21 protein-coding genes, 1 pseudogene and 1 riboswitch are annotated in these 26,163 nt (G+C 72.9%); of the genes and pseudogenes, 12 read left to right on the top strand and 10 right to left on the bottom strand.

Features of this window, described 5'->3' with window-relative positions:
* The first annotated feature begins 216 nt into the window (after window positions 1–216).
* The 3 genes from H297_RS35620 to H297_RS35615 all read left to right on the top strand — a co-directional run bounded on the left by H297_RS35620 (window position 217) and on the right by H297_RS35615 (window position 4,620).
* Window positions 217–1,563: a glycosyltransferase gene (locus H297_RS35620; protein ID WP_078513878.1), complete on the top strand. Its 1,347-nt coding sequence runs from the start codon at window positions 217–219 to the stop codon at window positions 1,561–1,563.
* On the top strand, window positions 1,560–3,242 hold the full coding sequence (locus H297_RS0110110) for an LPS biosynthesis protein (protein WP_027736944.1): 1,683 nt from the start codon (window positions 1,560–1,562) through the stop codon (window positions 3,240–3,242). The genes H297_RS35620 and H297_RS0110110 overlap by 4 nt, the downstream gene beginning before the upstream one ends.
* Window positions 3,243–3,390: 148 nt before the next feature.
* Entirely contained in the window at window positions 3,391–4,620 is a 1,230-nt protein-coding gene (locus H297_RS35615) for an MATE family efflux transporter (RefSeq protein WP_486589469.1), read from the top strand.
* On the opposite strand, the gene H297_RS0110100 is transcribed toward H297_RS35615, so the two are convergent.
* Window positions 4,571–6,091, bottom strand: a complete 1,521-nt coding sequence (locus tag H297_RS0110100; protein ID WP_486589468.1) for a hypothetical protein — start codon at window positions 6,089–6,091, stop codon at window positions 4,571–4,573. The genes H297_RS35615 and H297_RS0110100 overlap by 50 nt on opposite strands.
* 87 nt (window positions 6,092–6,178) lie before the next feature.
* Here H297_RS0110100 and H297_RS35610 point away from each other — a divergent pair, with 87 nt between their 5' ends.
* Complete coding sequence (locus tag H297_RS35610; protein ID WP_051351698.1) at window positions 6,179–7,405, top strand: glycosyltransferase; 1,227 nt, start codon at window positions 6,179–6,181, stop codon at window positions 7,403–7,405.
* Here H297_RS35610 and H297_RS0110090 read toward each other — a convergent pair.
* The 4 genes from H297_RS0110090 to gmd form a co-directional block, all read right to left on the bottom strand.
* A complete protein-coding gene (locus H297_RS0110090; RefSeq protein WP_027736942.1) occupies window positions 7,338–8,210 on the bottom strand; it encodes a glycosyltransferase family 2 protein in 873 nt (290 codons plus the stop codon). The two genes, H297_RS35610 and H297_RS0110090, sit on opposite strands and share 68 nt — an antisense overlap.
* Window positions 8,211–8,232: 22 nt before the next feature.
* Window positions 8,233–8,736, bottom strand: coding sequence for a hypothetical protein (locus H297_RS0110085; RefSeq protein WP_027736941.1), 504 nt, complete (start codon window positions 8,734–8,736; stop codon window positions 8,233–8,235).
* Entirely contained in the window at window positions 8,733–10,829 is a 2,097-nt protein-coding gene (locus tag H297_RS0110080; protein WP_486589467.1) for a CBM96 family carbohydrate-binding protein, read from the bottom strand. The genes H297_RS0110085 and H297_RS0110080 overlap by 4 nt, the downstream gene beginning before the upstream one ends.
* Window positions 10,830–10,912: 83 nt before the next feature.
* Complete coding sequence (gene gmd / locus H297_RS0110075) at window positions 10,913–11,929, bottom strand: GDP-mannose 4,6-dehydratase (protein WP_027736939.1); 1,017 nt, start codon at window positions 11,927–11,929, stop codon at window positions 10,913–10,915.
* Window positions 11,930–12,079: 150 nt separating this feature from the next.
* On the opposite strand from gmd, the gene H297_RS35605 reads away from it, so the two are divergent.
* The gene (locus tag H297_RS35605) at window positions 12,080–13,150 is read left to right on the top strand and encodes a GDP-L-fucose synthase family protein (protein ID WP_051351697.1); all 1,071 of its coding nucleotides are present in this window, start codon (window positions 12,080–12,082) and stop codon (window positions 13,148–13,150) included.
* Between the two features lie 24 nt (window positions 13,151–13,174).
* Here H297_RS35605 and H297_RS0110065 read toward each other — a convergent pair whose 3' ends face one another.
* Window positions 13,175–14,557, bottom strand: coding sequence for a sugar transferase (locus tag H297_RS0110065; RefSeq protein WP_027736938.1), 1,383 nt, complete (start codon window positions 14,555–14,557; stop codon window positions 13,175–13,177).
* Window positions 14,558–15,068: 511 nt separating this feature from the next.
* On the opposite strand from H297_RS0110065, the gene H297_RS0110060 reads away from it, so the two are divergent.
* Window positions 15,069–15,839: an SDR family oxidoreductase gene (locus H297_RS0110060; protein ID WP_027736937.1), complete on the top strand. Its 771-nt coding sequence runs from the start codon at window positions 15,069–15,071 to the stop codon at window positions 15,837–15,839.
* Between the two features lie 52 nt (window positions 15,840–15,891).
* Window positions 15,892–16,239: pseudogene (locus H297_RS44135) on the top strand (MerR family transcriptional regulator); the annotation flags it as partial.
* Window positions 16,240–16,553: 314 nt separating this feature from the next.
* Here the strand turns inward: H297_RS44135 and H297_RS0110050 are convergent.
* Window positions 16,554–17,747 carry an RtcB family protein gene (locus H297_RS0110050; protein ID WP_027736936.1) on the bottom strand — a complete coding sequence of 398 codons (1,194 nt, stop codon included), beginning with the start codon at window positions 17,745–17,747 and terminating at the stop codon, window positions 16,554–16,556.
* A gap of 293 nt (window positions 17,748–18,040) precedes the next feature.
* On the opposite strand from H297_RS0110050, the gene H297_RS0110045 reads away from it, so the two are divergent.
* Genes H297_RS0110045 through H297_RS0110035 form a run of 3 tightly spaced genes read left to right on the top strand, consistent with a single transcriptional unit; the run spans window position 18,041 to window position 21,258 of the window.
* A complete protein-coding gene (locus H297_RS0110045; protein ID WP_027736935.1) occupies window positions 18,041–18,490 on the top strand; it encodes a hypothetical protein in 450 nt (149 codons plus the stop codon).
* 3 nt (window positions 18,491–18,493) lie between these two features.
* Window positions 18,494–20,710: a hypothetical protein gene (locus H297_RS35595; protein ID WP_051351696.1), complete on the top strand. Its 2,217-nt coding sequence runs from the start codon at window positions 18,494–18,496 to the stop codon at window positions 20,708–20,710.
* A 23-nt stretch (window positions 20,711–20,733) separates the two neighbouring features.
* Complete coding sequence (locus tag H297_RS0110035; protein ID WP_027736934.1) at window positions 20,734–21,258, top strand: hypothetical protein; 525 nt, start codon at window positions 20,734–20,736, stop codon at window positions 21,256–21,258.
* A 32-nt stretch (window positions 21,259–21,290) separates the two neighbouring features.
* On the opposite strand, the gene H297_RS0110030 is transcribed toward H297_RS0110035, so the two are convergent.
* Both H297_RS0110030 and map read right to left on the bottom strand, forming a co-directional pair.
* Window positions 21,291–21,971 carry a biliverdin-producing heme oxygenase gene (locus tag H297_RS0110030; RefSeq protein WP_027736933.1) on the bottom strand — a complete coding sequence of 227 codons (681 nt, stop codon included), beginning with the start codon at window positions 21,969–21,971 and terminating at the stop codon, window positions 21,291–21,293.
* Window positions 21,972–22,094: 123 nt separating this feature from the next.
* Window positions 22,095–22,952, bottom strand: coding sequence for a type I methionyl aminopeptidase (gene map, locus H297_RS0110025; RefSeq protein ID WP_027736932.1), 858 nt, complete (start codon window positions 22,950–22,952; stop codon window positions 22,095–22,097).
* A 63-nt stretch (window positions 22,953–23,015) separates the two neighbouring features.
* Between map and H297_RS0110020 the strand changes: the two genes are divergently transcribed.
* Window positions 23,016–23,255, top strand: a complete 240-nt coding sequence (locus H297_RS0110020; RefSeq protein WP_027736931.1) for a hypothetical protein — start codon at window positions 23,016–23,018, stop codon at window positions 23,253–23,255.
* A 78-nt stretch (window positions 23,256–23,333) separates the two neighbouring features.
* Here the strand turns inward: H297_RS0110020 and H297_RS35590 are convergent, their stop codons facing one another.
* Window positions 23,334–24,674 carry an MFS transporter gene (locus H297_RS35590; protein ID WP_078513876.1) on the bottom strand — a complete coding sequence of 447 codons (1,341 nt, stop codon included), beginning with the start codon at window positions 24,672–24,674 and terminating at the stop codon, window positions 23,334–23,336.
* A 453-nt stretch (window positions 24,675–25,127) separates the two neighbouring features.
* Window positions 25,128–25,302: riboswitch (cyclic di-AMP (ydaO/yuaA leader) on the top strand.
* A 4-nt stretch (window positions 25,303–25,306) separates the two neighbouring features.
* On the opposite strand from H297_RS35590, the gene H297_RS0110010 reads away from it, so the two are divergent.
* Window positions 25,307–26,128 (top strand): LysM peptidoglycan-binding domain-containing protein, encoded by an 822-nt coding sequence (locus tag H297_RS0110010; RefSeq protein ID WP_027736930.1) that lies wholly within the window; start codon window positions 25,307–25,309, stop codon window positions 26,126–26,128.
* The last annotated feature ends 35 nt before the right edge of the window (window positions 26,129–26,163 follow it).

Below are 26,163 nucleotides of genomic sequence, written 5' to 3'. Positions count from 1 at the left end.
CGTGTGCCGTCGCGCGGCGGCGAATCGCCGCCGCACGGTGCTCCGGCCGCCCTCCCCGGCCGCCGGGCCGCATCGCTGCATGGAATCACAACCCGCAGGAAACGGGGACATGTTGGGGAAATCCCGTACCGCAGGCGCTACCCTGCCGGAGGATCGTAAGGGGACGGCGGGGGCCCGCAGGGACCGAGGGGTGGACGGAGACGTATGGGGGGATCCATGGCGAACGGCTCTGCCGTGCCCGCGCGCAGGGTGCTGCTGGTGTCGACCAACTACGCGCCCGAGCAGGCCGGCATCGGGCCCTACGCGACGCAGCTCGCCGAGCACTGGGCGGCGCGGGACGGCTGGGAGGTGCACGTCCTGGCCGGTATGCCGCACTACCCCGCCTGGCGTACGGACCCCGCATGGAGCGGCGTGTGGCGGGCGACGGAACAGCGCGGCGGGGTACGCGTCCACCGGCGCAGACACACGGTCCCGCCCCGGCAGACCGCCGCCCGGCGCGCGCTGTACGAGGGCTCGATCCTCGCCCACGGCCTCCTCGCCCCGCCCCGCCTCGACGGCCGGCCCGACGCCGTCGTCGCCCAACTGCCCAGCCTGGCAGGGGGTGTGCTCGCCGCGCGCCTCGCCGCCGTGGCCGGGGTGCCGTTCGTCCCCGTCGTGCAGGACCTGATGGGTGCGGCCGCGGAGCAGAGCGGGATCCGCGGCGGCGGCCGGGCCGCCGCCGCGGCTGCCGCCGTGGAGCGCCGGGTACTGGCCCGCGCCGCGCTCGTCGGCGTCATCCACGAGAGCTTCACCGACCGTGTGGCCGCCCTGGGCGTGCCCGCCGCCCGCGTCCGTACCGTCCCCAACTGGAGCCACATCGCGGAGCCTGCACGGCCGCGCGCGCAGACCCGGGCCCGGCTGGGCTGGGCCGCGGACGAGACGGTGGTGCTGCACTCGGGGAACATGGGCCTCAAGCAGGGTCTGGAGGTACTGGTGGCGGCGGCCCGCCGCGCTCCCCGGTTACGGATCGTGCTGATGGGGGACGGCAGCCAGCGGGCCCGGCTCGGCGCGCTGGCCGCCCCGCTGCCCCACGTCGAGATCCTGCCGCCCGCTGCCGAGGCCGACTTCCCCGACGTGCTGGCCGCAGCCGACGTGCTCGCCGTCACCCAGCGGGCCTCCGTCCTCGACATGAGCGTCCCCTCCAAGCTCACCTCCTACTTCGCCGCGGGGCGGCCCGTCGTCGCCTCCGTCGCCGGGAGCGGCGGCACCGCCGAGGAGCTGCGCCGCTCCGGCGCCGGGCTCCTGGTACCGCCCGAGGACCCGCCGGCCCTCGCGGCAGCCCTGCACGAACTGGCCGCCGACCCCGACCGTGCCGCCGCACTCGGCACAGCGGGCCGCGCCTACGCCGCCGGTCACCTCGGCCGTGCCGCGGGGCTGGCCCGGGTCACCGCCCTGCTCGACGAGGCACTGGCCCTGCGCCCGTCCCCGCGCCCGGCACGGCGTACCGGACGGCGACTCGCACACCTCGCCGCCGCGGCCCGCCCGGCACCCGGCGCCGCTCCCCGGCAAGGCGGTGCCGCGTGAGTGCCCAGAGCCCCGGCCCCACGCGTGAGGCGACCGGTCCGGCCGCCGTCGACGAACCCGACCTGCTGCGCGACCAGTTCCGCCAACTCCTGCGCTACCGCTGGCTGATCGTCCTGGGCGTCGTCCTCGGCCTGCTCGGCGGCGGCTGGCTCGGCGTCCGCGGCACCGACTCGTGGACCGCCACCACCGAGGTCACCGTCCGCCCCCTGCCCACCGACAGCAGCGCGGAGAACGCCTCGTCGAGCGAGATCAGCATGGGCTCCGAGCGGCGCACCGCGCTCAGCAGCGTCGTCGCCGAACGGGCCGCCCGCACCCTGCACACCCGCAGCAGCCCCGCGGACCTGGTCGCGGACCTCCAGGTCACCAACCCGCCCGAGACCCGCATGCTGCGCTTCGCCTGGACCGCCCGCAGCCCGGACGACGCCGCGCGCGGTGCCGAGGCGTTCGCCCGGGCCTACCTCGACAACCGCGAGCAGGACGCCACCGACCGCATCACGGACATGGTCGAACGCTACGAGAAGCAGCGCGCGCCGCTCACCAAGGAACGCGACCGGCTCGCCGAGGAGATCGCCGACTCCGGCAAGGAGGGTGCCCTGGACGGCACCCTGTCCGCGCACTCCTCCGTCGTCAGCCGGATCGCGGAGATCAACGGCAGCATCAGCGACCTGCGTGCCGAGGACACCACCCCGGGCCGCGTCGTCACCGAGGCCGCCCCGCCCACGGCGCCGACCGGGCCCGGGCTGCCGCTGATGCTCGGCCTCGGGGCGGCCGTCGGCATCGGTCTCGGGCTGCTCGCCGCCTGGGTGCGGCTCGTCTTCGACCCCGCCGTGCGCACCCCCGGCGACGTCGTCCGGGCCCTGCACGCGCCCGTGCTGGGCACGCTGCCCCGCCGTCGCCGCCGCGGCAGGCGGGCGGCGCGCCGCTCCCTGCTGGCGGACGGGCGGCTCGCCGAGGAGTACCGCTCGGTCGCCTTCCGGCTCGCCTACGACGAGACGTTCGCGCGGCGCCGCCGGGTGCTGGTCGTCGCCCCGCGCGGCGGCATCGGAACGGCGCTGGCCGCCTCGGTCAACCTGTCCGCCTCGTTCGCCGAGATGGGCAAGGAGGTGCTGCTGCTGGAGGCGGACCTGCGCACGCCCTCCCTCATCGAGCGGCTCCAGCAGGCGGACGGGGTCCAGCCCGGGTGGGCCCGCGCCCCGGGGTACGGCACCATCGGCTGGCCCGCGGGGCACCGCATCCCCATCGACGCGGGGGAGTCGGGCGTCTTCGACCTGGTGCCAGGCCACCGGGTCAGCAAGGTTCCGCGCGCGCTCACCTCCGCAGCCGTCACCCAGCTGATCGGCCACGCCGACGAGAGCGACGCGGTGCTGATCGTGCTCGCCCCGGCGGTGCTCTCCTACGCGGACGCCATCGCGCTGATCGACCGCGTCGACTGCGTCTTGCTGGTCTGCGACCCGCGCGAGGTGCGGCGCGACGACCTGGCCCGGGTCCGCGAACTGGTCGCCGGTGCGGGCGGGTCCGTCCTGGGCGCGCTCCTCCACGCGGAGGGGGCCGGGACCTCCGACGCGCGCGGAGGTGCGGTGCCGCCACCCGCGCCGCCGCCCCCGCGCAGGGCGTACGCGGGCCCTGCCGCACGCGAGTTCACCCGGGAGGGCGTGGCCCTGCGCGTGACGGACCGGTGACGGCCGTGGCCGTCGCCTGGGCGGGACCCGGCGGGAGCAGGCCCCGCGGCAGCGGGTGAGCCCGCGGCCCGGTCCGGCGCGGAACGCGTCGGACGCCCGAACATCCGGTACCCGCACCGCCGTCGCGTGCGCCGTAGCCGACCAGGGGGTGGCGGCACTCACCAACGTCGCCGTGCTCGTGGTCGCGGCCCGCCAGTCGACGGTGGCAGCCTTCGCCACGTTCTCCCTCGTCTACACCGTCTTCACCGTCGTGCTCGGCCTGACCTCCGCGTACGTGGGGCAGGCACTGGTGCTGGAGAAGGGCGGATCGGCGGCGGTCGCCCGGGCGTGCCGCTCGGCCGTGGCCTTCACCGCGGCGGCCTCGGCGACGGTGGGGCTGCCCGCGGCCGCCGTGCTGGGCGCGGTGGACGCCGGCGCGACGGCGACCGCGCTGGCGGCCCTCGCGCTCGTGCTGCCGCTCGTGCTGATCCACGAGACGACCCGCTACGCCTTCTCGGTGCTGCGCCACCCCCACCACGCGCTCGGCGTGGACGCGGTCCGCGCCGCCGGGGTGCTCACGGCGCTGGCCCTCCAGCCGCACGGCGCCGGTGCCCACCGGCTGCTGCTCGTCTGGGGCCTGGCCACGCTGCCCGCCCTCGCCCTGGCCCTCCGGCTGCTGCACAGGCACACCCGGGGCGCCGGCCAGGAGCCGGCCCGCTACCTGCGCCGGGGGCACCTCGGGCGCAGGTTCGCCGTGGAGTTCGGGGTCGGCAACGCGGGTACCCAGCTCGCCGTCGTCGGGCTCGGCCTGCTGGCCGACCCCCTCGCGGTGGGCGCGCTGCGCGGCGCCACCACCCTCTACGGCCCCATGAACGTGCTGTTCAACGCCGTCACCGGGTTCGGGCCGCCGCTGCTCACCCGGGCCGGTGGTGAACGCCGCGCGGCCCGCGCGGCGTTCACCGGCGGGGGAGTGCTGGCGGCGGTCGCGGCCGCGTGGACGACCGTGCTGGTCGTGCTGCCCGACGCGTGGGGCCGCGCCCTGCTGGGCGGCACCTGGCGGGCCGCCGCGCACCTGCTGCCCGCCACCGGGAGCCAGTACGCGGCGATGGCGCTGGGCACCTGCGGGCTGCTGGCCCTGCGGGTGCTGCGCCCGCGCACCACGCTGCCGATCCAGCTCGTCTTCTCCCTCGCCTCCGTCGGCTGCATGCTGGGCGGGTACGCGCTGGGCGGGGTGCTGGGCGCCGCCTGGGGGCTGTGCGCGGGCTCGGCGGCGAAGGGCGCGGCGAGCTGGCTGCGGACGGCAGGGGTGCTGTGGACGGCCCGGCCGCGGGCGGAGGCGGCCGAGACGGTCAGCGGTCCGGGCCGGGCCGCCGCCGACGGTCCGGGCGCACCGTCGTGACCAGCAGCACGCACAGCGCGGCGATCGCCACCCGCCCCATGCCCTGGAGCAGCGACCCGCGCAGCAGGATGAAGCTGTAGCCGGCGACGAGCGGCACCACGACGGCCGCGACACTGCCGGGGCCCGCCCGGCTGCCGGGCGGGCCCGCCGCTGCCGTACGAGCGCTCTCCTCGCCGGTCCGCCGCGCGTACCGCCGGTCCGCCCGCGAGGCGCCGTACCCCACGGCGGCGAAGCCGAGTGCCATGCCGAACGGGCCGAAGTCCAGCCAGAGTTCCGCCCACAGGGGGGAGGACAGGTTCGGGTACGGCATGCCCATCCAGGTGCCGACGCGGGTGCCCGGGTCGTGCGGTTTGCCCGTCCACACCGAGCGCGGTACGAAGAACAGCGCCGTGCCCGCGAGTTGCCGCCCGTAGCTGTGGCCGGCGCCCGCCTCGACGTAGGTGACCGTGTTGGCGAACATGCCCACCTGGTCGTAGTCCTTCGTCGTCAGCGGCTCCAACAGCGAGTCGGTCGCGGGCCGGGGCCGGTCGGTGCCCTCCTCGTAGCGGAACCGGTCCGCGAAGGGGAAGACGACCAGCGCGACCGCCACCCCGGTGGCCAGCGCGGCCCGGTACATCACCGGGCTGCGCGGGAACGCGGTGAACAGCAGCGAGAACAGTACGGTCAGGAACCAGTAACGCGGGTTGGCCACCGGGTTGTTGACGACCACGTTGAGCGCCAGCATCGCCAGCCACGCCACCGGCACCGGCGGACGGCGGCGCGCCGCGGGCGAGACCACCAGCCAGCGGGTGAGGAAGAGCAGCGCCAGCAGGGCCGGTACGGTGCCGAAGCCGCGCAGCAGTGCCGAGCCCGCCTGCGAGGCCGCCTCGGCGCCCGCGCCGCTGCCCAGCCCCTCGCTGACCTCCTGTCTGCTGGTGAAGAAGGCGGCCGGGCCCCCGAGTTCGACGACGAGCAGCCCGCTGCCGGCCAGCGCCAGCCCGCACAGCGCGTGCAGCCGCCGCGCCGACACCCGCGCGGCGGGGCTGCGGCGCTCCTGCATGCGGCTGCGCAGCGGGGGCCGGTGGCGGGCCAGCAGCGCGCCCACGTCGAAGGCGACGATGCCCGCCAGGACGAGCGCCGAGGCCGAAGCGGTGTCGGCGCGCGGGCCGACCACCGGTGTGGGGGTGCTCTCCAGCACGGTCTGAGCCAGCGGTGCGATGCCCATCGCGATGTAGACGAACAGCCAGAAGGCGCCCTGGATGAGGCGGCGGTGCGCCGTGAGCACCATGGCGGCCAGCCGGGTACCGGCGTACGAGCAGGTCGCCGTCTGGAGCCAGTAGGCCGCGTCGTGCGCGCCGGGGCCCGGCCGGGTGGCGACCGCGGCAGGCAGCACCGCCACGAGCGCGGCCACCAGCGGAATCGCCAGCGCCCGGGACAGGACGGCACGGGGCGCCACCGCGCCCGCCGCGTCCTGCCTCAGTACGTCCGCCACCAGACCCCCCACCGGAAAAGGGAAAAGGGGGGACCAAAGCCCGCAAAGCGGTTACTGTCTCCCTCGACGCCCAGGGAGGGGACACCAGTGAAGGCGCTGCATGTGGTGACGTTGCACACGCCCACCCACGATTTCGGAGGACCCACACGGGTCGCCCTCAACCTGTGCCGCGGACTGCGCTCGAAGGGAGAGCAGGCCGCCCTGGTCGCGCTGGGGGACGGCTTCGCCGGGGCGCTGCCACGCACCGTGGACGGGGTGCCGGCCCGCCTGTTCCCGGCCCGGCACGTGCTGCCCCGCTTCGAGGTCAGCGGCATCACCTCGGCCGGTCTGCTCACCGCCGCCCCCCGCCTCCTCGCCTCCGCGGACGTGGTGCACGTCCACCTGATGCGCGACCTGGTCACCCTCCCCGTGGCGATGATGGCGGCCCGGATGGGCCGTCCGCTGGTGCTCCAGACGCACGGCATGATCGACCCCACCGACAAGCCGGTGGCCAAAGCAGTGGACGTGCTGGGGCTGAGGTGGGTGCTGCGCCGGGCGGACGCGGTACTCCATCTGACGCCGACCGAGCGGGAGTTGACCGAGGCGGTGGTGGCACCCGCGCCGATGGGCCCGGCATTCCGGCTGGTCAACGGGGTGGCGCCGCAGCCGATGCGCGAGCCGCGGCCCGCCGGGCGGCCCCCGACGGTGCTGTACTGCGCGCGGGTGCAGGAGGGCAAGCGCCCGCAGGACTTCGTGGCGGCGATGCCGACGGTGCTGGCCGCGCACCCCGACGCCCGCTTCGTCCTCGCCGGGCCCGACACGGGCGCACTGGCACACGGCATGCTCGCGCTCGCCCGCTCCCTGGGCGTCGGCCACGCCCTGGAGTACGTCGGCGCCCTGGAGCACCCCCAGGTCATGGAGCGGCTGCGGGCCGCCGACGTGTACGTCCTGCCCTCCGTCAAGGACGCCTTCTCCGTCTCGGTGCTGGAGGCGCTGTCGGTGGGGCTGCCCGTCGTCGTCACCCGCACCAGCGGGCTCGCGCCGGACGTGGCGGCCGCCGGTGCGGGACGGCTGGTCGACAGCGCGCCCGACGGGCCGGACAGCCGCGCCAACGGCGCCCGGGTGGGGCGTGCCGTGCTGGATCTGCTGGACCCCGTGGCAGGCGCGGCAGCCTCACAGGCGGCGTGGCGGCTGGCGCGGGAACGCTTCACCCTCGACGCGGTGGTGGAGACCCTGCGCGGGGTGTACGCCGCGACGTGCGAGCGGGTCAGTGCCCTCCCCTCCCGCTCGCGCCGTCCCGGCTGTCGCGGGACGGCGCCGACTCCCGTGCCTTGAGCCCGATCTGCCACCGGTAGAAGCTCAACGCGAGCGCGTGGTCGAGCCCGGCACGGCCGTCCAGGAAGCCCCGCCGGTAGAGGTAGGCGTAGGCGAAGGAGACCAGCGGCTTGAGCGGCGCCCGGTGGAAGAGCTGCCCCTGCCGGGTCTTGGCCCGGCGGATCTGCTCGCGGACCTGGGGGTGCTGCTCCAGCCACGCCTCCCAGTCCGAGTAGCGGTTGTGCCGCTCGAACCAGGTGCGCACCGGGTCCAGGTCCCGGTGTTCGAGGGGACCTGCGAGGCGGACCACCGGGTCGGCCAGCGGCTGGTAGTGGCCCTCCTGCTCGCCCATGCCGGGGGCCTTGAGGTCGTCGGGTTCGGGGAAGCGGCAGCGGGTGCGGTCCAGCAGCACCCGTTTGACGACGGTGTACCCGTGCCGCAGCCGCCGCCCCGCGAACCAGTACCCCAGCGGGACATCGAAGGCGGCGGGCCGCACCGTGCGGCCGGGCGGCGGGGAGAAGATGTGCCGTATCTCGGCGAGCAGCGCGGGGCTGGGGCTCTCGTCCCCGTCGAGGAAGAGCACCCAGTCCGTCTCGGGGTGGACGTGCTCCAGGCACCACTGCTTCTTCTTGGGGTAGGCGCCGTCCCAGGTGTAGGGCACCACCTCCGCGCCCTCGGCCTCGGCGAGGGCGCGGGTGCCGTCGGCGCTGTCCGAGTCGACCACCACGACGTGCGCGAAGTGGCCGATCACGGACCGCACGGTCCCGGTGATGTTCTCGGCCTCGTCCTTGGTGGGTATCACGACGACGATGGGCAACTTCTCCACGAGGGGTCCTCCCTTCACCGGGTCACTTCTTGCCCGCCGCCTTCAGCAGCGGGGCGAACTCCGGGCACAGATGCGCGATCGCGGGCCCGGCCTGGTCGATCTCGCCCGCCTTCAGGGCACTGACCGCGTCCTTCTGGCTGACCTCGGCCGTCGAACGGATCCGCGCGCAGGCGGTCTCGCCGGCCTCCAGGACCGCGGCGGGTTCCATGCCCTCCGGCACCCGGCGCACCAGGTAGTCCTTCTCCTTCTTGGTGAAGGAGCCGGTCGCGGGCTTCAGCCGGGCCCGCGGCACCGTGGGCGGCCGGGAGCCCGCGCTGGGGTCCCCTTCGTCGAACTCGCCGTTCCCGGTGTCCTTCCTGTCCCCGCGCGCGTTGGGGGCGCTTGCTCCGGCGTGGGGCGGGCGGGCGTGGTCGGCGCCCTTGCCGTCCCCGTGGGAGGCGCCGCCGCCACCGCATCCGGCCGTCAGCGCCAGGGCGGCCGCCACCAGGGCGGCCGCCGGGGCACCGGCCGTGCGCCGGGCGCTCACGGCTTCCGGTAGGTCAGCGTGAGCTTGGGACCGGTGCCCCCGGACTCGCGGGCCCACAGCCACAGGCTGTCGGTGCCCGGACTGGTGAGCGCCAGGTCGAGGCTGCCGCCCGCCGCGTCGCCGACCGTGTCGGCGTCCAGGGTGACGTCGTAGTCGGTGCGGGTGCTCGCCGCGCTCTTCAGGGTGCCCAGCGGCGTCTTGCCGAGGGACGGCCGCTCGGCGTAGGTCACCTCCTTCTCCGACCAGGCGCCGGTGACCGGGCGGACGTCCACCGCATCGGCGGTGGCCGCGTTCGGGTCGCTGCTGGTGGTGAGGGTCAGCGTGGCCTCCTCCAGCGCCATTCCGCGGGGCGCGGACGGCACGTCGAAGCGCACATAGCTCTCGTACGGCGACGAGCCGCGCACCGCGAGCTGCTGGTGCGTGCCGTACGTGGCGTGCTGGGCCGAGCCGTTGACGTACGCGTCGGCCGTCGCCTCCCGCTCCACGGTCGTCTCCGTCGCCGTGCCCGGCGTCGTCACCGTGGCGGCCTCGGAGCGGGCGCTGGTGTTGGCGTCGTCCGCGTCGCTGGCGGTGATCCGGTAGGAGTAGTCGGTGCCGGGCTTGGCGGTGGTGTCGGTGAAGCTGACCGTGGGCCGGTCCCAGAACGTGGAGTTGGCACGCACGGTGCCCACCGGCTTCTCGGCGCCGTTGCGGTGGACGCGGTAGGTCAGTGTCCGGTCGTCCAGGTCGGTGCTGGCCGGCCAGCTCACCCGCACGCCCTTGGTGGTGTTGGCGGCCTTCACCCCGTCGGGCACGGTCGGCGCCCGCGTGTCGGCGCCGTTGGAGAAGCGCACCAGCCCCTGCTGCGGCTTGTTGCCGTCACTGGTGATGCGGGAGAACGCCCCGCCCACCCACATGTAGTCCGTGCCGCCGCCGGAGGAGACGACCATGGCCCGCGGCCCCACCTGCTCCACGTTCAGCGGTCCGTCGTCGGTGTCCGGGAACCAGGACAGCAGCGGCGTCGGGTCGTCCACCGACTCGGCCAGCAGGTGCTGACGCTCGTGCAGCTCGGGGAACTGGCCCATGCTCGCGCAGTTGTGCGCGTGCGAACTGCTGTAGAGGACGCCCTGGTAGACGGCCAGGTCCTGGGTGGCGCCCAGGCAGGTGTCGCGCCAGCGCTGCTCGAAGTCGTCCAGGTCCAGGGCGATGCGGCCGTCGAAGACACCGGTGCCGGTGCCCTCGTTGCCGGTGTAGATGCCGGTCTCGTCCACGTACAGGCCCTTGACCACGCTGTTGCGCGGCACGAAGCGGTCCGGGTAGCCCTTCCTGAGCGCCCCGGAGGTCGCGTCCACGACGGCCAGCGCGTGCGAGTCCGCGTCGCGTACCCGCTCGAAGTCGCCGCCGAGCACCACGCTCTTCCCGTCCGGGGTGACCTCCACGGCCCGGCCCGTCTTGTCCGCGTCCGCCTTCCACGCCTTCAGCTCGCCGTCGGTGCCGACCGCCGCGAACTTGGCGCGCTTCTCGCCCTCCACCGTGGTGAAGTCGCCACCCAGGTAGACGGTGTCGTCGGTGGCGGCCAGCGCGTGCACGGGTGCCGAGACGCTCAGGCTGAAACCGGTCCTGACCTTGCAGGACGGGATGTCGATCGCGGCGACGCGGCTGACGTGGGTGCCGTTGACGGCGGCGAAGTTGCCGCCCGCGTACAGCGTCTTGCCGTCGGGGGAGACCGTCAGCGCCCGCACCGTGGCCGTGCCTGTGCCCACCGTGAAGTCGAGGGCGCAGTCGGTCGGCTTGCCGGTCGCCGCGTCGAACGCCGCGAAGTTGACGGCCTTGCGTTCGCTCGTGCCGGGCTCGGCGCCCGGCGGGCGGATCGCCGAGAAGGTGCCTCCGGCGAAGACGGTGCCGTGCGACTGGGCCATCGCCCACACGACGCCGTTGGTCTGCCACGTCGGTAAGTCGTCCGCCGTCATCGCCACCGGCTCGGTCAGCGCCGCCGCCCGGTGTGCGCCCTGCCCGGTGAGGGCGGGCAGCACCGCCGCGGCGGCCGCCGTCGCGAGCACGGCCGCGCCCACCGCCACCTTGTGCCGGGTCCTGAGAATTCCGGTTGCTCTCACTGTGCTCTCCACATGCTCGGTGCGCACCGATCGCTGTGCCGGTGCGGATTGCTGTGTGCCGTCGCGGTCCCGGCCCCGGGCGCTCACCGGCGGTCGACGCGCACCGCCTCGCCCGACAACTCGGCCTCCAGCGCCCAGATGTCGGCCTCGACCATGATGCGTGCCAGTTCGGCCCACATCACGCGCGGTTTCCAGCCGAGCTGCTCCTCGGCCCTGGCGGCGTCACCGATCAGCGCGTCCACCTCGCTGGGCCGCTCGTAGGCGGGGTCGAAGCGCACGTGCCGGTGCCAGTCGAGCCCCCCGGCGCGGAACGCCTCCTCCAGGAAGGCCCGCACGGTGGTGGCGCTCCCGGTCGCCACGACGTAGTCGGACGGTGCGTCGGCCTGGAGCATCAGCCACATGGCCTCGACGTACTCGGGCGCGTAGCCCCAGTCCCGCACCGCGTCCAGGTTGCCGAGGTACAGGTGTCTCTGTAATCCGGCGCGGATCCGGGCGACGGCCCGGGTGATCTTGCGGGTCACGAACGTCTCGCCCCGGCGCGGGGACTCGTGGTTGAACAGGATGCCGTTGACGGCGTACAGCCCGTACGCCTCGCGGTAGTTGACCGTCGACCAGTAGCTGAAGACCTTCGCGCAGCCGTAGGGGCTGCGCGGGTGGAAGGGCGTGACCTCGTTCTGCGGGGGAGGGGCGGCGCCGAACATCTCCGAGGAGGAGGCCTGGTAGATGCGGGTGTCGATGCCGCTGGCCCGGATCGCCTCCAGCAGCCGCAGCGTCCCCATGCCGGTGACGTCGCCGGTGTAGAGGGGCGAGTCGAAGGAGACGCGGACGTGGGACTGGGCGCCCAGGTTGTAGACCTCGTCGGGGCGCAGGTCGCGCAGCAGGTTGACGAGGGCGACCCCGTCACCGAGGTCCGCGTGGTGCAGGACGAGGGAGCGGCCCTCGTCGTGCGGGTCCTCGTAGAGATGGTCGATGCGGCCGGTGTTGAAGGACGAGGACCGGCGGACCAGGCCGTGCACCGTGTAGCCCTTCTCCAGCAGCAGCTCGGTCAGATACGAGCCGTCCTGGCCGGTGATGCCGGTGATCAGTGCAGACTTGGCCATGCGATGCCGCCCCGAGTCGTGGTGGTGGAAGGGAAGCCGGCCGCGCTCCCGGCCGCCCCCCGAGGCGACGGTTCCACGCCCCGAGGGAGTTCGGTGCTCTTTACCGGAGATCTGCCCATAGGGGTACGGCAACTGGAACAATCCGGCACCATGACGCCGACGCCACCGCCGCACACCCCTGCCGGGCCCCCGTCCGCCGGGCCGGCACCCGCCGGCACCGCCTCGCTGCTGCCGCCCCGCGCCCGGGTGGCCGTCGCCGGGCACCGCGGCCTGGTCGGCTCCGCTCTCGTCCGGGAGCTGACCGCCGAGGGGTACGAGGTGCTCACCCGCGACCGCGCCGACCTCGACCTGCGCGACGGGCCCCGCACCGCACGCTGGCTGCGTGACGTACGCCCCGACGCGCTGGTGCTGGCGGCCGCCAAGGTCGGCGGCATCATGGCCAACACGACACAGCCCGTGCCGTTCCTGGAGGACAACCTGCGCATCCAGCTCAGCGTCCTCACCGGCGCCCACGCCGCGGGCGTACCCCGGCTGCTGTTCCTGGGGTCCTCCTGCATCTACCCCAAGCACGCCGCTCAGCCGATCACCGAGGACGCCCTGCTCACCGGCGCCCTGGAGCCGACCAACGAACCGTACGCGCTGGCCAAGATCGCGGGCATCGCCCAGGTACGCGCCTACCGCGAGCAGTACGGCGCCGCCTGGATCTGCGCCATGCCGACCAACCTCTACGGCCCCGGCGACAACTTCGACCTGGAGACCTCCCATGTGCTGCCCGCCCTCCTCCGCCGCTTCCACGAGGCGGAACGGGACGGGGCCGAGGAGGTCGTGCTGTGGGGCAGCGGCACCCCGCGCCGGGAGTTCCTGCACGTCGACGACCTGGCGCGGGCCTGTCTCCTGCTGCTGCGCGCGTACGACGGGGCCGCACCGGTCAACGTCGGCTGCGGCGAGGACCTGACCGTCGCCGCGCTCGCGGAAACGGTACGCGACGTCGTCGGCTACGGCGGGCGCATCACCTGGGACACCGGCCGCCCGGACGGCACCCCGCGCAAACTGCTGGACGTCGGCACGCTGTTCGGCCTCGGCTTCCGGCCGCGCGTCCCGCTGCGGGAGGGCATCCGCGCGACGTACGCATGGTGGCTGGCGTCGGGCGCGGGGGCGGGTGCGACGTGCTCCGGGGCAGGCGTCCCCGAGCGGGGAGCCGGACGGGCGGCGGGTGCGTAACGTTCTGCCCGGTCGGGGGTCCATTCAGTATGCGCCCCTTCCGTCCACCACGGCCCGCACCGTGCGGGCCAGCAGATCCAGGTCCGTCGTCAGCGACCAGTTGTCCGCGTACCGCAGATCCAGCGCCAGGCTCTCGTCCCACGACAGGTCGGAGCGCCCGCTCACCTGCCACGGTCCGGTCAGCCCGGGTTTCACGGTCAGCCGCCGCAGCGCCGTCCTCCCGTAGGCCGCCACCTCCTCGGGCAGCGGCGGCCGCGGGCCCACCAGCGACATCTGACCGCGGAGCACGTTCACCAACTGCGGCAGCTCGTCCAGCGAGGTGCGCCGCAGCCAACGGCCGAGGCGGGTGATGCGCGGATCGGCCCGCAGCTTGAACAGGGGGCCGTCCCCCTCGTTGGCGGCGGCAAGCTGCGGCCGCAGCCGTTCGGCGTCCGCCGTCATGGAGCGGAACTTCCACATGGTGAACGGGGCGCCGCGGTGTCCGATCCGGGTCTGCCGGTACAGCGCGGGCCCCGGGGAGTCGAACCGCACCGCCAGAGCCACCAGGCCGAACACGGGTGCCAGCAGGAGGAGTCCGAGCGCGGCGCCCACCCGGTCGAGCACGGCCTTGAGGGCGAGCTGCGGGCCGCGGCGTACCGGTGCTTCGACGTGCAGCAGATGGAGCCCGGCGGCCGTGGAGGGCCGCACCCGGCGCTGCGCCACCTCGGCCAGCCCGGAGGCGATCACCAGCGGCAGCCCGGCATCCTGGACCGCCCACGTCAGCGTCCGCAGCCGCTCGCCGCACAGCAGCGTGCCGGGCACCACGAGCACCGTCTCGGCGCGGTGCAGTCGCGCCGCCGCGAGGACGGCGCCGCCGTCGGCGCCGCCGTCCGGACCGCCGGCGCCCGGACCGGCCTCCAACTGCCCGGCCTCGGGCACCCCGCTGCGGGGCGCCGCCCCGCCGACGGGTACGGCGCCGATGACGACGTACGGATGGTCCGTGCGGCCGGCGAGCTGCTCCACCACGCGGTCCACGGCCCCGCCCTCGCCGACCACCAGCGCCCGTCGTACGGCGTGCGCCTGCCTGCGCTGGGCCGTCAGGTGGCGGTGCGTCACCGACCGGCAGAACGCGGTGAGCAGCGGCGCGGGCGTCAGTGCCAGCAGCGCCACCGGCGGCGGCGAACTCTCGCCCGTCACCACACGGACGACGGCGAGCACCCCCACCAGCGTGAGCCAGTCGTGGACCGTCGCCAGCAGCCCCCGTGTCTCGCCCAGCCACCGCTGTCCGTACCGCTGATGCGCGGCCAGCACTCCGCACCAGACCAGACAGACGGTCACGCCGGCGACGGCGGTGTGCGGCTGCCCCGCCTGGCGGAAGAGCAGCACCACGGGCAGCCCGGCTCCCACGGCGTCGGTGGCCAGCGCCACGGGCCGGTACCAGCCGGACTTTACGCGGGTGCCCCCTCCGTCTCCGGGCGTGTGACCGGATGCGTCACCGGGTACGCGCGGTGCCGTGGCTGCCACGGCGTCCCACCGCGCCGGAGCGGCCCCGGCCGCTCTGCCGGACTCCGGCTCGGCCGGCCCCTCCGCCTCGGACACAGACACAGAGTCGCGCCGCATGAACCCCCCAGGTACACGGAAACCCCACACAGCGCACAGAACCACCATGTCCGTGGAAACGCGCCGACAATCACCCGACCCTAAGTCATATGAGTACGCTGCGTGGCCATATGCTCACCAAATCGCCAGAAGTGCGGAGACTGCGGTGGGGGTTGTCGCACGCTGCGCGTATATTCCGGGTGATTCGCCGGAGTGATCCCCACCGGTCGTCGCAGCCGTGTGCGGTGCCGTGGGCCCGGTCCCACGCTCGCGGGCTCGTGCCCGGCGCTCGTGCGGGCTTGACCTTGACGCTGACGGCAGGGTTCGACGATGCGGTCCCATGAACGAGAACACCGCCGCCGCGCCCCGTACCGTCGTCGTCACCGGGGCCGGCACCGGCATCGGCCGCGCCACCGCCCGCGCCTTCGCCGCCCGGGGCGCCCACGTCGTCGCCGTCGGGCGACGGGCACAGCCGCTGCACGAGACGGCCGACGTACCCGGCCCCGGCACCATCACCCCGCATCCCGCCGACATCACAGGCCCCGAGACGCCCGGCTCCGTCGTGGCGGCGGCGCTGGAGGCCACCGGACGGCTCGACGTCCTGGTCAACAACGCGGGCATCGTCAGCGGCGAGAGCCTGGGCCACTACACCCCCCCGAGGATCGACGCCCAACTCGCCACCAACCTCACCGCACCCGTCCTGCTGACCCAGGCCGCGCTGCCCGCCCTGCGCAAGGCCCCGGCGTCCGGCGTGATCGTCAACGTCAGCACCGCCGTCGGGCAGCGCGCCTGGCCAGGCAACTCCCTCTACGCCGCGTCCAAGAGCGCCCTCGATCTGCTCGCCCGCAGCTGGGCGGTGGATCTGGCGCCGCACGGCATCCGCGTCGTGGCCGTGGCACCCGGCGCGATCGACACCCCCATCGGCGAGCACCGGGGGCTCACCGCTGAGCAGCAGGCGGCCGTCCGGGAGTGGCAGCTCGCCCACACCCCGTTGGGCCGTGTGGGCCGACCGGAGGAGGTGGCCGCGGCCATCGTCCACCTCGCCGCCCCGGGGGCCGCGTTCGTCACCGGCGTCGTACTCCCCGTGGACGGCGGCGCGGCGGTGGCGTGACGCACGTGATACCTCTGTCCTCCGCAGGGCAGCAACGGAAGGGAGCCGCACCGTGCGGATCGGTGAACTGGCGCGGCGTACGGGTACCACGGCGCGGGCGCTGCGCCACTACGAGCAGGCGGGCCTGCTCAGTTCGCAGCGCGCTTCCAACGGGTACCGCGTCTACGAGCCGGCCGCCGAGGTGCGCGTCCGCAACATCCGCCACCTCCTCGACGCCGGGCTCACCCTGGAGGACGTCGGCTTCTTCGCCGCCTGCCTGGACGGCGACGTCGGCTCCGCCCCGCCCTCCGCCCAGGGTCTGCGTATCGCCGAGGAACGGCTCGCCGTCCTGGAGGCCCGCATCGCCGCCCAGACCGAGGCCCGCGACCGCCTGCGCACCGCACTGCGGAACGCCGCGGGGACATCGCGGGGTACGGGGTCTGCGCGGAGCACAGGGACCCCGCGGAGCACAGGGACCCCGCGGAGCACCGGGGCTGCGCGGAGCACGGGGACCCCGCGGAGCACGGGGACCCCGCGGAGCACGGGGACTCAGCGGGGCGCGGTGGCGGTGTGGCCGGTGGTCTGCGAGGGGTAGCGCGAGCGGGCCCTGGCACCGTCCACGGGCGTGTCCCGCCACAGCCCGCCGGCAGCACGCCGAGGGGGCCCGGCGCGCTGCCGGGCCCCCTCGGTCGCCCCCCGAAGACCGCCCACCGCCACCGGCGGGGCGGCCCCGACTCACCCCTTCACGCAGATGACCTGCTTCAGCTTGGCGACGACCTCCACCAGGTCGCGCTGCTGATCGATGACGCGCTCGATCGGCTTGTAGGCGCCGGGGATCTCGTCCACGACCCCCGCGTCCTTGCGGCACTCCACCCCCTTCGTCTGGTCCGCCAGATCCCGCGCGGAGTAGCGCTGCTTGGCGGCGGTCCGGCTCATGCGCCGACCCGCGCCGTGCGAGGCGGAGTTGAAGGAGGCGGCGTTGCCCAGCCCCTTGACGATGTAGGAGCCGGTGCCCATCGAACCCGGGATGATCCCGTACTCGCCCCCGCCCGCGCGGATCGCGCCCTTGCGGGTCACCAGCAGGTCCATCCCGTCGTAGCGTTCCTCGGCCACGTAGTTGTGGTGGCAGGAGATCGTCTCGTCGAAGACGGGCTTGGCCTTCTTCAGCTCCTTGCGCACCACGGCCTTGAGCAGCCCCATCATCAGCGCACGGTTGTACTTGGCGTACTCCTGCGCCCAGAACAGGTCGTGCCGGTAGGCGGCCATCTGCGGGGTGTCCGCGACGAAGACCGCCAGGTCCCGGTCGACCAGGCCCTGGTTGTGCGGCAGCTTCTGCGCCTGGCCGATGTGGAAGTCCGCGAGCTCCTTGCCGATGTTGCGGGACCCGGAGTGCAGCATCAGCCACACCTGGTCCTCGGTGTCCAAGCACACCTCGATGAAGTGGTTGCCCCCGCCGAGGGTTCCCATCTGCTTGGTGGCGCGCTCCTGCCGGAACCGTACGGACTCCGCGACGCCGCCGAAGCGCGCCCAGAAGTCGTCCCAGCCCGCGGTCGGCAGCCCGTGGACGTCACCCGGCTCCACCGGCTCGTCGTGCATCCCCCGCCCCACCGGCACGGCCTGCTCGATCCGCGAGCGGAGCCGTGTCAGGTCGCCGGGCAGGTCGTTCGCGGTCAGGGAGGTACGCACGGCCGACATCCCGCATCCGATGTCCACGCCCACCGCCGCCGGACAGACGGCACCGTGCATCGCGATGACGGAGCCGACGGTGGCGCCCTTGCCGTAGTGCACGTCCGGCATCACGGCCAGCCCCTTGATCCAGGGCAGGGTCGCCACGTTCTGGAGCTGGCGCAGCGCCGCGTCCTCCACGGTCGACGGATCCGCCCACATCCGGATCGGTACCCGCGCCCCGGGCATCTCGACGTGACTCATGGTGGTCCAACTCCCCCGGAAAAACTGTCGTCTGACGCTCGGCACGGTGTCGCTGCGAACGAGCGCACACACCGGCGAGCACAGCGGGCGCCGCCCTGCTCGTGCCGCGCTCCGCCCCCTCATTGTGCGTTGCGGTGCGCCCGCGGCGGCAAAGGGTTTTCCCGGCAGCGCGGTGCGCGTACGACGGACCGGGGCCCCGGCGCGGTGGCTGCGGAACCGTTGCACCGCGCGGGGTGTCTCCCTAAGTTGAGACGGATCTTGTCGGTGTTCCGGGAGCAACGGGGGAGACAGCAGTGGCATTCGAGGAGTGGGAACAGGCCAAGGCCAACGCCGCGGGTGACGGCGCCCACCTGCGGCTGGCCGGGTACCCGGCGGCGGACCACCCGGGCCCGCACGACGGCAAGACGCAACTGGTGGTCCACGACGACGAACTGGGCCGTCTCGGCAACATGGCCTACGAGCTGCGGCACCAGCTCGGCATCGACGGCAAGCACGCCCGCAAGGCCTCGTACGAGGCAGCCGGTTCGCTGGCGCACGACGGCTTCGACATGGGCACCGCGCTCAGCGAGGTCTGCGACTCCTGGGACACCAAGCTCAAGACGCTCTCCGACGCCTGCGGTCAGATCTCCAACCACCTCGACTACTCGCGTGCGGCGCACGCCGAGGACGAGGACCACATCAAGAGCCAGATGTCGTCGATCGCGGCGATCGACGCGTACCTGAAGACCGACAAGCGGGGGTGACGGATGGGCGACGTCGAGATGCCGACGGTGCAGGAACTGCGGGACCTGCGGATGGGCAAACTGAACACCGCGATCACCGACTGGACCGAGACGGTCGAACGGCTCCACACCCTCGCCACCGGCGGCGGCAAGGGCGGCGGCGGCAAAGGGGGCGGCGGGGGCGGGAAAGGCGCCGGAGTGACCGCCACCGGGCTGGCCAAGGCCGCGGCCGGTGCCGAGTGGAGCGGCAAGAACGCGATGGTCACCCAGGCGTTCGTCTCCAAGACCGCCACCCAGTTCACCGAGATGCACGCCGAGGCCCAGGACATCCTCGGCATCCTCAAGAGCGCCCGCAAGGCCTTCAAGCAGCATCAGGAGGACCTGGAGGCCGTCGTCCTCGACGTGGCCAAGGACAACATCTACGTCAACGACAACGGCACGGTGAAGGGCGAGGTGCCCTCCGGTGCCGCCGCGGGCGACGCGGAGATCAAGCCCCCCACCGAAGCCGAGCTCGCCGCGGCCCGCAAGCGTGTCAAGCGGGTGCTGTGGGAGGCCGGGGAGAGCAACCGCATCGCCGCCCGCGAGCTGCGCGCCATCGCCAAGCGCAAGCACGACTTCTCCGGCGCCGCCGCCGACACCCTCGAAAAGGCCGACCGGCGCCAGGGCAAGGCCGACGCCGAGCGCTGGGTCAAGCGCTTCAAGGACGACGATGTCAAGGTGTGGGAGCTCGGCGAGAAGGAGCTGGCGAAGTTCAACGAGACGCTCCGCGACCAGCGGGACAACCCCGCCTTCACCGAGAACTTCGCCACCGGCATGGGCGCCGAGGGCACGCTCCAGTTCTGGCGCGACCTGGCCGACCCCGGCCACGGTGCCACTCCCAAGGGCGCTCGCGCCGAGCTGCTCGACCACATCCAGGGCAACCTGAGCATGAGCCTGGCCAACGCCAGCCGGGTGGACAGTCCGGCCATGGCCCAGTGGGAGAACGACGTCATCCACGCCGGCACCAAGCAGTTCGGTCACGAGGGGCTCCCGCCCGGGGCGAACCGGTACGGCTTCCAGGTCATGAGCACCCTGATGGGCAAGGGCAAGTTCGACGACGGCTTCCTGCGCAAGTACGGCGACGCCGTCTACGAGTTCGAGCGCGGCAAGCGGGACGCCGCCGGAGCGTGGGGCCTGATGGGCCAGGGCGTCGACCTCGATCCCGGCGACAAGTCGACCGGTGCCGACCCGATGACCGGCTACCTCAAGGCGCTCAGCCACAACCCCGACGAGGCGACGCACGTCTTCAACGACCCGGAGAAGGCCGACTACTTCCTCAAGGACAAGGACCACGGTGGCCGCGTCTGGTTCGACGAGGAGAGGCCCGACAGCAACGGCGCCGACGACGGCGTCACGCTGCCCTCCCGCGATGCCCTCGGCGCAGCCCTGTTCGCCGCGGGCAGCGGCATGGACCCGGACGACCCGGCGGCCGAGTACGTCAAGCACACCCAGGCGCACAACGACGTGCTGGACGGTGCCCTGGAGCGGCTGGCCGGCCAGAAGGACGACATGCCGGCCGAGGTCCGCGACGACATGGCCAAACTCCTGGGCAACCACGGCAAGGACGCCCACATGACCATGGGCGGTTCGCCGGACGAGGAGCAGGTCCTCAACCGCAAGGACCTTCTGGAGGTCTCCAAGCAGATCTCCCGCGACCCGCAGAGCTACCAGATACTCAACGAGTCCATGAACGCGGCCATACTTCAGGACATCCACACGCCGGAACCGGTCGACCCCGACACCCGCAAGCGCCATCCCGAGGACGATCTGGATCGCGCGGGCCGCACGGTGGGCTTCCTGGAGGAGGCCCGGTACCAGGCGATCGGCGACAAGAAGGCCGAGGACCTCAAGGCGGCGGGATGGGGCCCCAAGGGCACCGGCGGTTACCTGGCCACCGCGACCGCGACGTCCTTCCTGCCCATGGGGAGCGGTCATGTGGCCAATGCGGCATTCGGCCTGAGCAAGCACTTCGTCGAGGACGAGAACGCCCGTATCGAGCAAGGAGCGATGGAGGAGAACCAGGCGGTTTCCGAGGGGCAGCGCAACCGGTTGGTCGCACTCAAGAACGAGTGGATGGACGTCTACTCCGAGCACGCGGCGAACAACGACGGCTACTCGGGTAGGCACGGAGCGTGGAACGTGATCGACAACGCGGCGAACAACGGCAAGGACAACGCGAGGGACGAGTGGGGGAAGCAGTGAGTACGGGTCGCGGTCGGGGGGCGGTGACGTTGCTCGCCCTGGTGCCTGTCGCCTTCCTCATGACCGGCTGCGGCGGCAAGGACTACGCCGTGCCGGACCGGATCTGCGGCGTGTCCATGTCCGGGGACGTGGTCGAGCCGCTGCTGCCGGACGGTGACGACATCCAGCAGGAGCGGGACCGCCAGCCGTTCAAGGACCGTCACTTCGTGAAGTGTCACGTCACCGTGGACGGCAAGCCGGCACTGGCGGTGTCCGCCACGGAGGCGCGGGGGCTGCCCGGCCTGAAGCTGGGGAAGGACAACCCGGAGTGGAACGACGGGCTGAAGGAGGTCAAGGACCCGCCCTTCTCGGGCTGGGCCACGGTCAGCGACAACAAGGTCAGGGCCTTCACCAGGTGTGAGCACGGCGTCGCCGACTCGCTCGCGTTCGAGTTGATCTTCCAGACGGACAATCCGGAGGACCTGCAGGACCGCCGTAAGGCGGGTGTGCGCTTCATCAAGGAGTTCGTGCCCGGCGAGAAGAAGAAGGAGGGCTGCACCGCGAAGTGAGCGGTGCGGCCCTCCGGGGTGGGGGGAGTGGGTCAGGCGCTGAGGCGGAAGTGGGTGCCCAGGTCGCGCAGGACAGCGATGTTCAGCGCGAAGGCGCGCCTGCACTCGTCGACGATGCGCTGCTTCTCCAACTCGTCGCAGGGCAGCGCGTCCAGCAGTGCGCGGTATGCACGCTTGAAGGCGGCCGGGTTGGAGATGGCGTCGAAGACGTAGAAGCGGACGCCGTCGCCCTTGCGGGCGAAGCCCCACCTCTTCTCCGCGGTGTCGCGGATGACCTGCCCGCCGGAGAGGTCACCGAGGTAGCGGGTGTAGTGGTGGGCGACGTAGCCGCCGGGCCACGCGTGGGCGACCTGCGCGATGCGGTCGGCGTAGGCGGCGGTGGTCGGCAGCGGGGTCACCGTCTCGCGCCAGTCGGGGTCGGCGGCGTGCAGATGGGAGAGGTCGGCTTCCAGCGCGGGCATCCGCAGGAGTCCGCCGTGGAGGAAGGGGCCGGCCACCGGGTCGTCGGCGAGGGCGTCGGCGGCGTCCTCCAGCGCGCGGTAGACGAACCAGAGCTGCTCGGTGTACCGGGTGTAGGCCGCCACGCCGAGCCGCCCGTCGAGCATCTCGCTCATGAAGGCGGAGTTGGCCTCGGCGTGCTGGGCCTGGGTGGCGGTGCGCAGGCGTGCGGAGAAGGCCGTCGGGGACGGGGCGGGCGAGGCGGCGAAGGGCACGGCTGGCTCCCGGGTGGACGACGGTGGCGTACAGGTCCGACAGGGAGTGATCCTGCTACTTAGGCTTACCTAAGTCAAGCAGTTGCCGACGCCCTGTCGGAAAACCCGTACCCCGCCGAGGCCCTACGGAAGCGTCAGGATCTCCACTCCGGTTTCCGTCACGACCAGGGTGTGCTCGAACTGCGCGGTGCGTTTGCGGTCCTTGGTGACGACCGTCCAGCCGTCCTCCCACATGTCCCACTCGTGGGTGCCCAGCGTCAGCATCGGCTCGATGGTGAAGGTCATGCCCGGGCGCATGACCGTCGTCGCGCGGGGGTCGTCGTAGTGCGGGACGATCAGCCCGGAGTGGAAGGAGGTGTTGATGCCGTGACCGGTGAAGTCGCGGACGACGCCGTAGCCGAACCGCTTGGCGTACGACTCGATGACGCGGCCGATGACGTTGAGCTGCCGGCCCGGCTTGACGGCCTTGATGGCGCGGCTCAGCGACTCACGGGTGCGCTCCACCAGCAGCCGCGACTCCTCGTCCACCTCCCCGCACAGGTAGGTGGCGTTGTTGTCGCCGTGGACGCCGCCGATGTACGCCGTGACGTCCAGGTTCACGATGTCGCCGTCGCGCAGCACGGTGGAGTCGGGGATGCCGTGGCAGATCACCTCGTTGACGGAGGTGCACAGCGACTTGGGGAAGGAACGGTAGCCCAGCGTGGAGGGGTAGGCACCGTGGTCGGTCATGTACTGGTGCGCCACCTCGTCCAGCTTGTCGGTGGTGACGCCGGGGGCGATGTGCCGGGCGGCCTCCTCCATGGCGCGGGCGGCGATCCGGCCGGCGACGCGCATCTTCTCCAGCGTCTCGGCGTCCTGCACCTCGGGCCCCTCGTAGGGGGTGGGCGCGGGCTTGCCGACGTACTCGGGGCGGGGGATCGACGCGGGCACGCTGCGGGGCGGAGAGAGGGTGCCGGGTTCGAGGAGTGACTGGCCAGACATGTCCGCGAGTCTAATCGGGCCTGTCCACCCGGTCGGGGCCCTCTCGTGCGCGAGGATGGAGTCATGGCTCTGTTCAAGAGGAAGACGGTCGGCAGGCCCGGCGAGTGGTTCTTCAACGTGGAGACCGGCACGGTCGAGGAGGGTCCCCAGTCGCCGGGCAAGAACCGGATGGGTCCCTACGCCAGCCGTGCGGAGGCCGAGCAGGCGCTGGAGCGGGCGCGGGAGCGCACCTCGGAGTGGGAGAGCGACCCGCGCTGGCGTGACCGGGGCCCGGACGCGGGCGCCGGTCCGGGCGGCGGCTGATCCCCGGGCTCCGGGCCTCAGCCGCCGCCCGGGGTGCCGGGCGACGGCTGATCCCCGGGATGCGGACCGTCGGGCACCTCATGCCGTGTCCGGTCCGAGCACCGGCGTCTCCCCTTCCCGGGCAACCTTTTCCTCCGGGGCCGTCCCCCGTTCCTCCGGATCGGTCTCCAAGGGTGCCTCCCGGGCCGTCCGTACGGCGCGGGCGTGGGCGCTGGTGCGGGCGTCGTAGGCCAGCAGCTTCGGCAGCGCGGCGGCGAGCAGCGCCACGCCGGCCACGCAGGCCAGCCCGCCCGACCACACCGAGGTCCGTACGGAGGTGAGGGAGGCCACGGCGCCCGAGCGGACCTGGCCCAGTTGCGGCCCGGCGGAGAAGGAGAGCAGTTCGATCTTGGCGAGCCTGCCGCGCAGCTCGTCGGGAACGCTCTGGTTCCACATGGTGGTGCGGAAGAGTCCGCTGACCATGTCGAAGGCGCCGGAGAGCGTCAGGAACAGCAGCACCAGCCACACGTTCCGCACCAGTCCCGCCACTGTCATGGCGGCGCCCCAGCCCGCTGCGGCCAGCGCCACCGCGAGCCCGTGCCGGTGGACCCGTGCCGCCCATCTGCTGGTCGCGCCGACCAGCAGCGAGCCGAACGGCAGCGCCGCGTACATCAACCCGAGCGCCCATGCGGCGTCCAACTGGTCGGCCAGGAAGGGGAAGAGCGCGAGGGGGAAGGCGAACAGCATCGCGACGACATCCACCAGGTAGGTCCCCAGCAGTTCCTTGCGGCTCCACGCGTAGCGGGCGCCCTCCCCGATGCCGCGCAGCGAGGGTGCGACGGCGTCGTGCCCGGGCGGCGCGGGCGCCAGCCGGAGTCCCAGCACGAACGAGAGGGCGAAGGTGGCCAGGTCGAGCGCGTACGCCGGTTGCAGGCCCGCGGTGGCGATCAGGAGGCCGGCGAGCGCGGGCCCGGCCACCCCGCCGAGCTGCCGGCGCAGCGAGTTGAGCGCGGCGGCGGCGCTCAACTGGGAGTGGGCGACGATCCGCGGTACGAGCGCGTCCAGGGCAGGCCGCTGGAGGCCGGTCAGCGCGCTGGACAGCGCGGCCGCCGCGTACAGCGGCCACACCATCGGATGCGGCAGCAGGCTGTTGGGCAGCAGGCCGAGGGTGACCAGTCCGAGCGCCGCCTCACTGGTGAGGATCAGCGTGCGCTTGTCGAGGGCGTCGGCGAGCGCGCCGCCGTACAGTCCGAACACGAGCAGCGGCACCAGCTCGACCGCGCCCAGCGCACCCACCGCCGGCGCGGAGTCCGTCAGCTCCTTGAGCTGGAGCGGCAGGGCGACGAACGTGAGGAAGCTGCCGAAGCTCGTGACGAGGCCCGCTGTCCACAGTGTGCGGAAGTCTCGTGACGAGCGCCACGGGGTCAGGTCCGGAAGCACGGGGCGGCATCCTTCTCGCCGCGGCCCGGGGCGGCAACTGCTTTTCGCCGAGTTGCGAGGCCGGTCGGCTCGTCAACTCATCGCCCAACTTGTCGTGTCAAGAGGCGTGATGGTTCGGTATGGGTGATTTGGGCCGGTTTCTGGGACCTTCGTGGCCGGAATCACACGGGCCCCTCGCGCCGCACGCCGTCATCCGTGGAAAGAGCGCCAAATCCCCGGCGGCCAGGGCCCCTTCGGGAAAAAGTCCCGGCGCGGCGATTTCACGCTGAGAAAATGATCCACAGCGCAGCGTCGAAGAATTCGTTGATCAAATACTAGGCTTTTTAGTAATTCCCCTTCCTCGCCTTGTCCCGAACGAATTCGCTGTGTTTCCGTGTCCTCGCTTCCGACACCCACGGCCGTCGGGAGATCCACTACCGGGACGCCGAATCCTGCCGCCCGGGCCAGTGGAATGCAGACCAGACACCGACCATTCGGCAGGAGCGGGGGACCCAGGTAAGTGCCGTGCCGCACATCGCGGTCCGGCTCGGGGTGAAGCCGTATCACCACGCCGTTCAGCGCGGGGATATGGCCGGGCAACTCCAGCCCGAACCCGACAGCTCACCTCGTAGGCGTCAGGAGAGGATTCCCCCATGTTCCGTGACCTTCAGGGCCGCGCGCGTAATCCGTTCAATTCCCGTCGCCTTTCCCGTATTTCTCTGGTGATCGCAGCCGGCGGTGCCGGAATCGCCGCTCCGCTGCTCACCGCGGGCAGCGCGCACGCTGCCCCGGCCCCCGCCGCGGCGCACGCGAAGGCGCCTGCCGCTGTCCACCAGGAGAAGCAGGAGAAGAGCGAGCGGAAGGCCGACGACTCGAAGTCGTACACCGTCGAGAGCGGCGACACCCTGTACCGCATCGCCACCGACCACGATGTCGACGGCGGCTGGAAGGCCGTCTACCACGCCAACCGGAAGGCCGTCGGCGGCGACGCGAACCTGATCCTGCCGGGTCAGAAGCTGACCCTGCCCTCCGGCTCCGCCGAGGCGCCCGAGGGCGCCAAGGAGGACCAGGGGAACCAGGGGGGCCAGGGCGAGAAGCCGCAGGAAGCCGGCCAGACCTCCGTCGAGCGCTCCGGTGGAGTGCAGACCACCCAGTCGGACAACCTGGACGGCTGGATCAACGAGGCGCTGGGTGTGATGAAGGAGCACGGCATCCCCGGCAGCTACGAGGGCATCCACCGCAACATCATGCGGGAGTCCGGTGGTGACCCGGACATCTCCAACGACTGGGACGTCAACGCCCAGAACGGCACGCCCTCGATCGGTCTGCTCCAGGTCATCCAGCCGACCTTCGACTCCTTCCACGTCGCGGGTACCGCGAACGACCTGCGCGACCCGGTCGCCAACATCGTGGCCGCCTGCAACTACGCGGCCGACCAGTACGGCTCCATCGACAACGTCAACGGCCCGTACTGATCCTTGAAGCCCCGGCTGCCCGCCACCTTCCCCCC

Source organism: Streptomyces sp. CNT360 (assembly GCF_000424785.1).
Note: the sequence above shows the minus strand (reverse complement) of the source record. Positions and strands in the feature narration are given on the sequence as shown.

Bases quoted from the DNA above. Each gene is read 5' to 3' on its own strand.
- map (WP_027736932.1), bottom strand. From the start codon at position 22,952: ATGTCTGGCCAGTCACTCCTCGAACCCGGCACCCTCTCTCCGCCCCGC.
- gmd (WP_027736939.1), bottom strand. From the start codon at position 11,929: ATGGCCAAGTCTGCACTGATCACCGGCATCACCGGCCAGGACGGCTCG.
- H297_RS35620 (WP_078513878.1), top strand. From the start codon at position 217: ATGGCGAACGGCTCTGCCGTGCCCGCGCGCAGGGTGCTGCTGGTGTCG.
- H297_RS0110060 (WP_027736937.1), top strand. From the start codon at position 15,069: ATGAACGAGAACACCGCCGCCGCGCCCCGTACCGTCGTCGTCACCGGG.
- H297_RS0110010 (WP_027736930.1), top strand. From the start codon at position 25,307: ATGTTCCGTGACCTTCAGGGCCGCGCGCGTAATCCGTTCAATTCCCGT.
- H297_RS0110020 (WP_027736931.1), top strand. From the start codon at position 23,016: ATGGCTCTGTTCAAGAGGAAGACGGTCGGCAGGCCCGGCGAGTGGTTC.
- H297_RS0110050 (WP_027736936.1), bottom strand. From the start codon at position 17,747: ATGAGTCACGTCGAGATGCCCGGGGCGCGGGTACCGATCCGGATGTGG.
- H297_RS35605 (WP_051351697.1), top strand. From the start codon at position 12,080: ATGACGCCGACGCCACCGCCGCACACCCCTGCCGGGCCCCCGTCCGCC.
- H297_RS35595 (WP_051351696.1), top strand. From the start codon at position 18,494: ATGGGCGACGTCGAGATGCCGACGGTGCAGGAACTGCGGGACCTGCGG.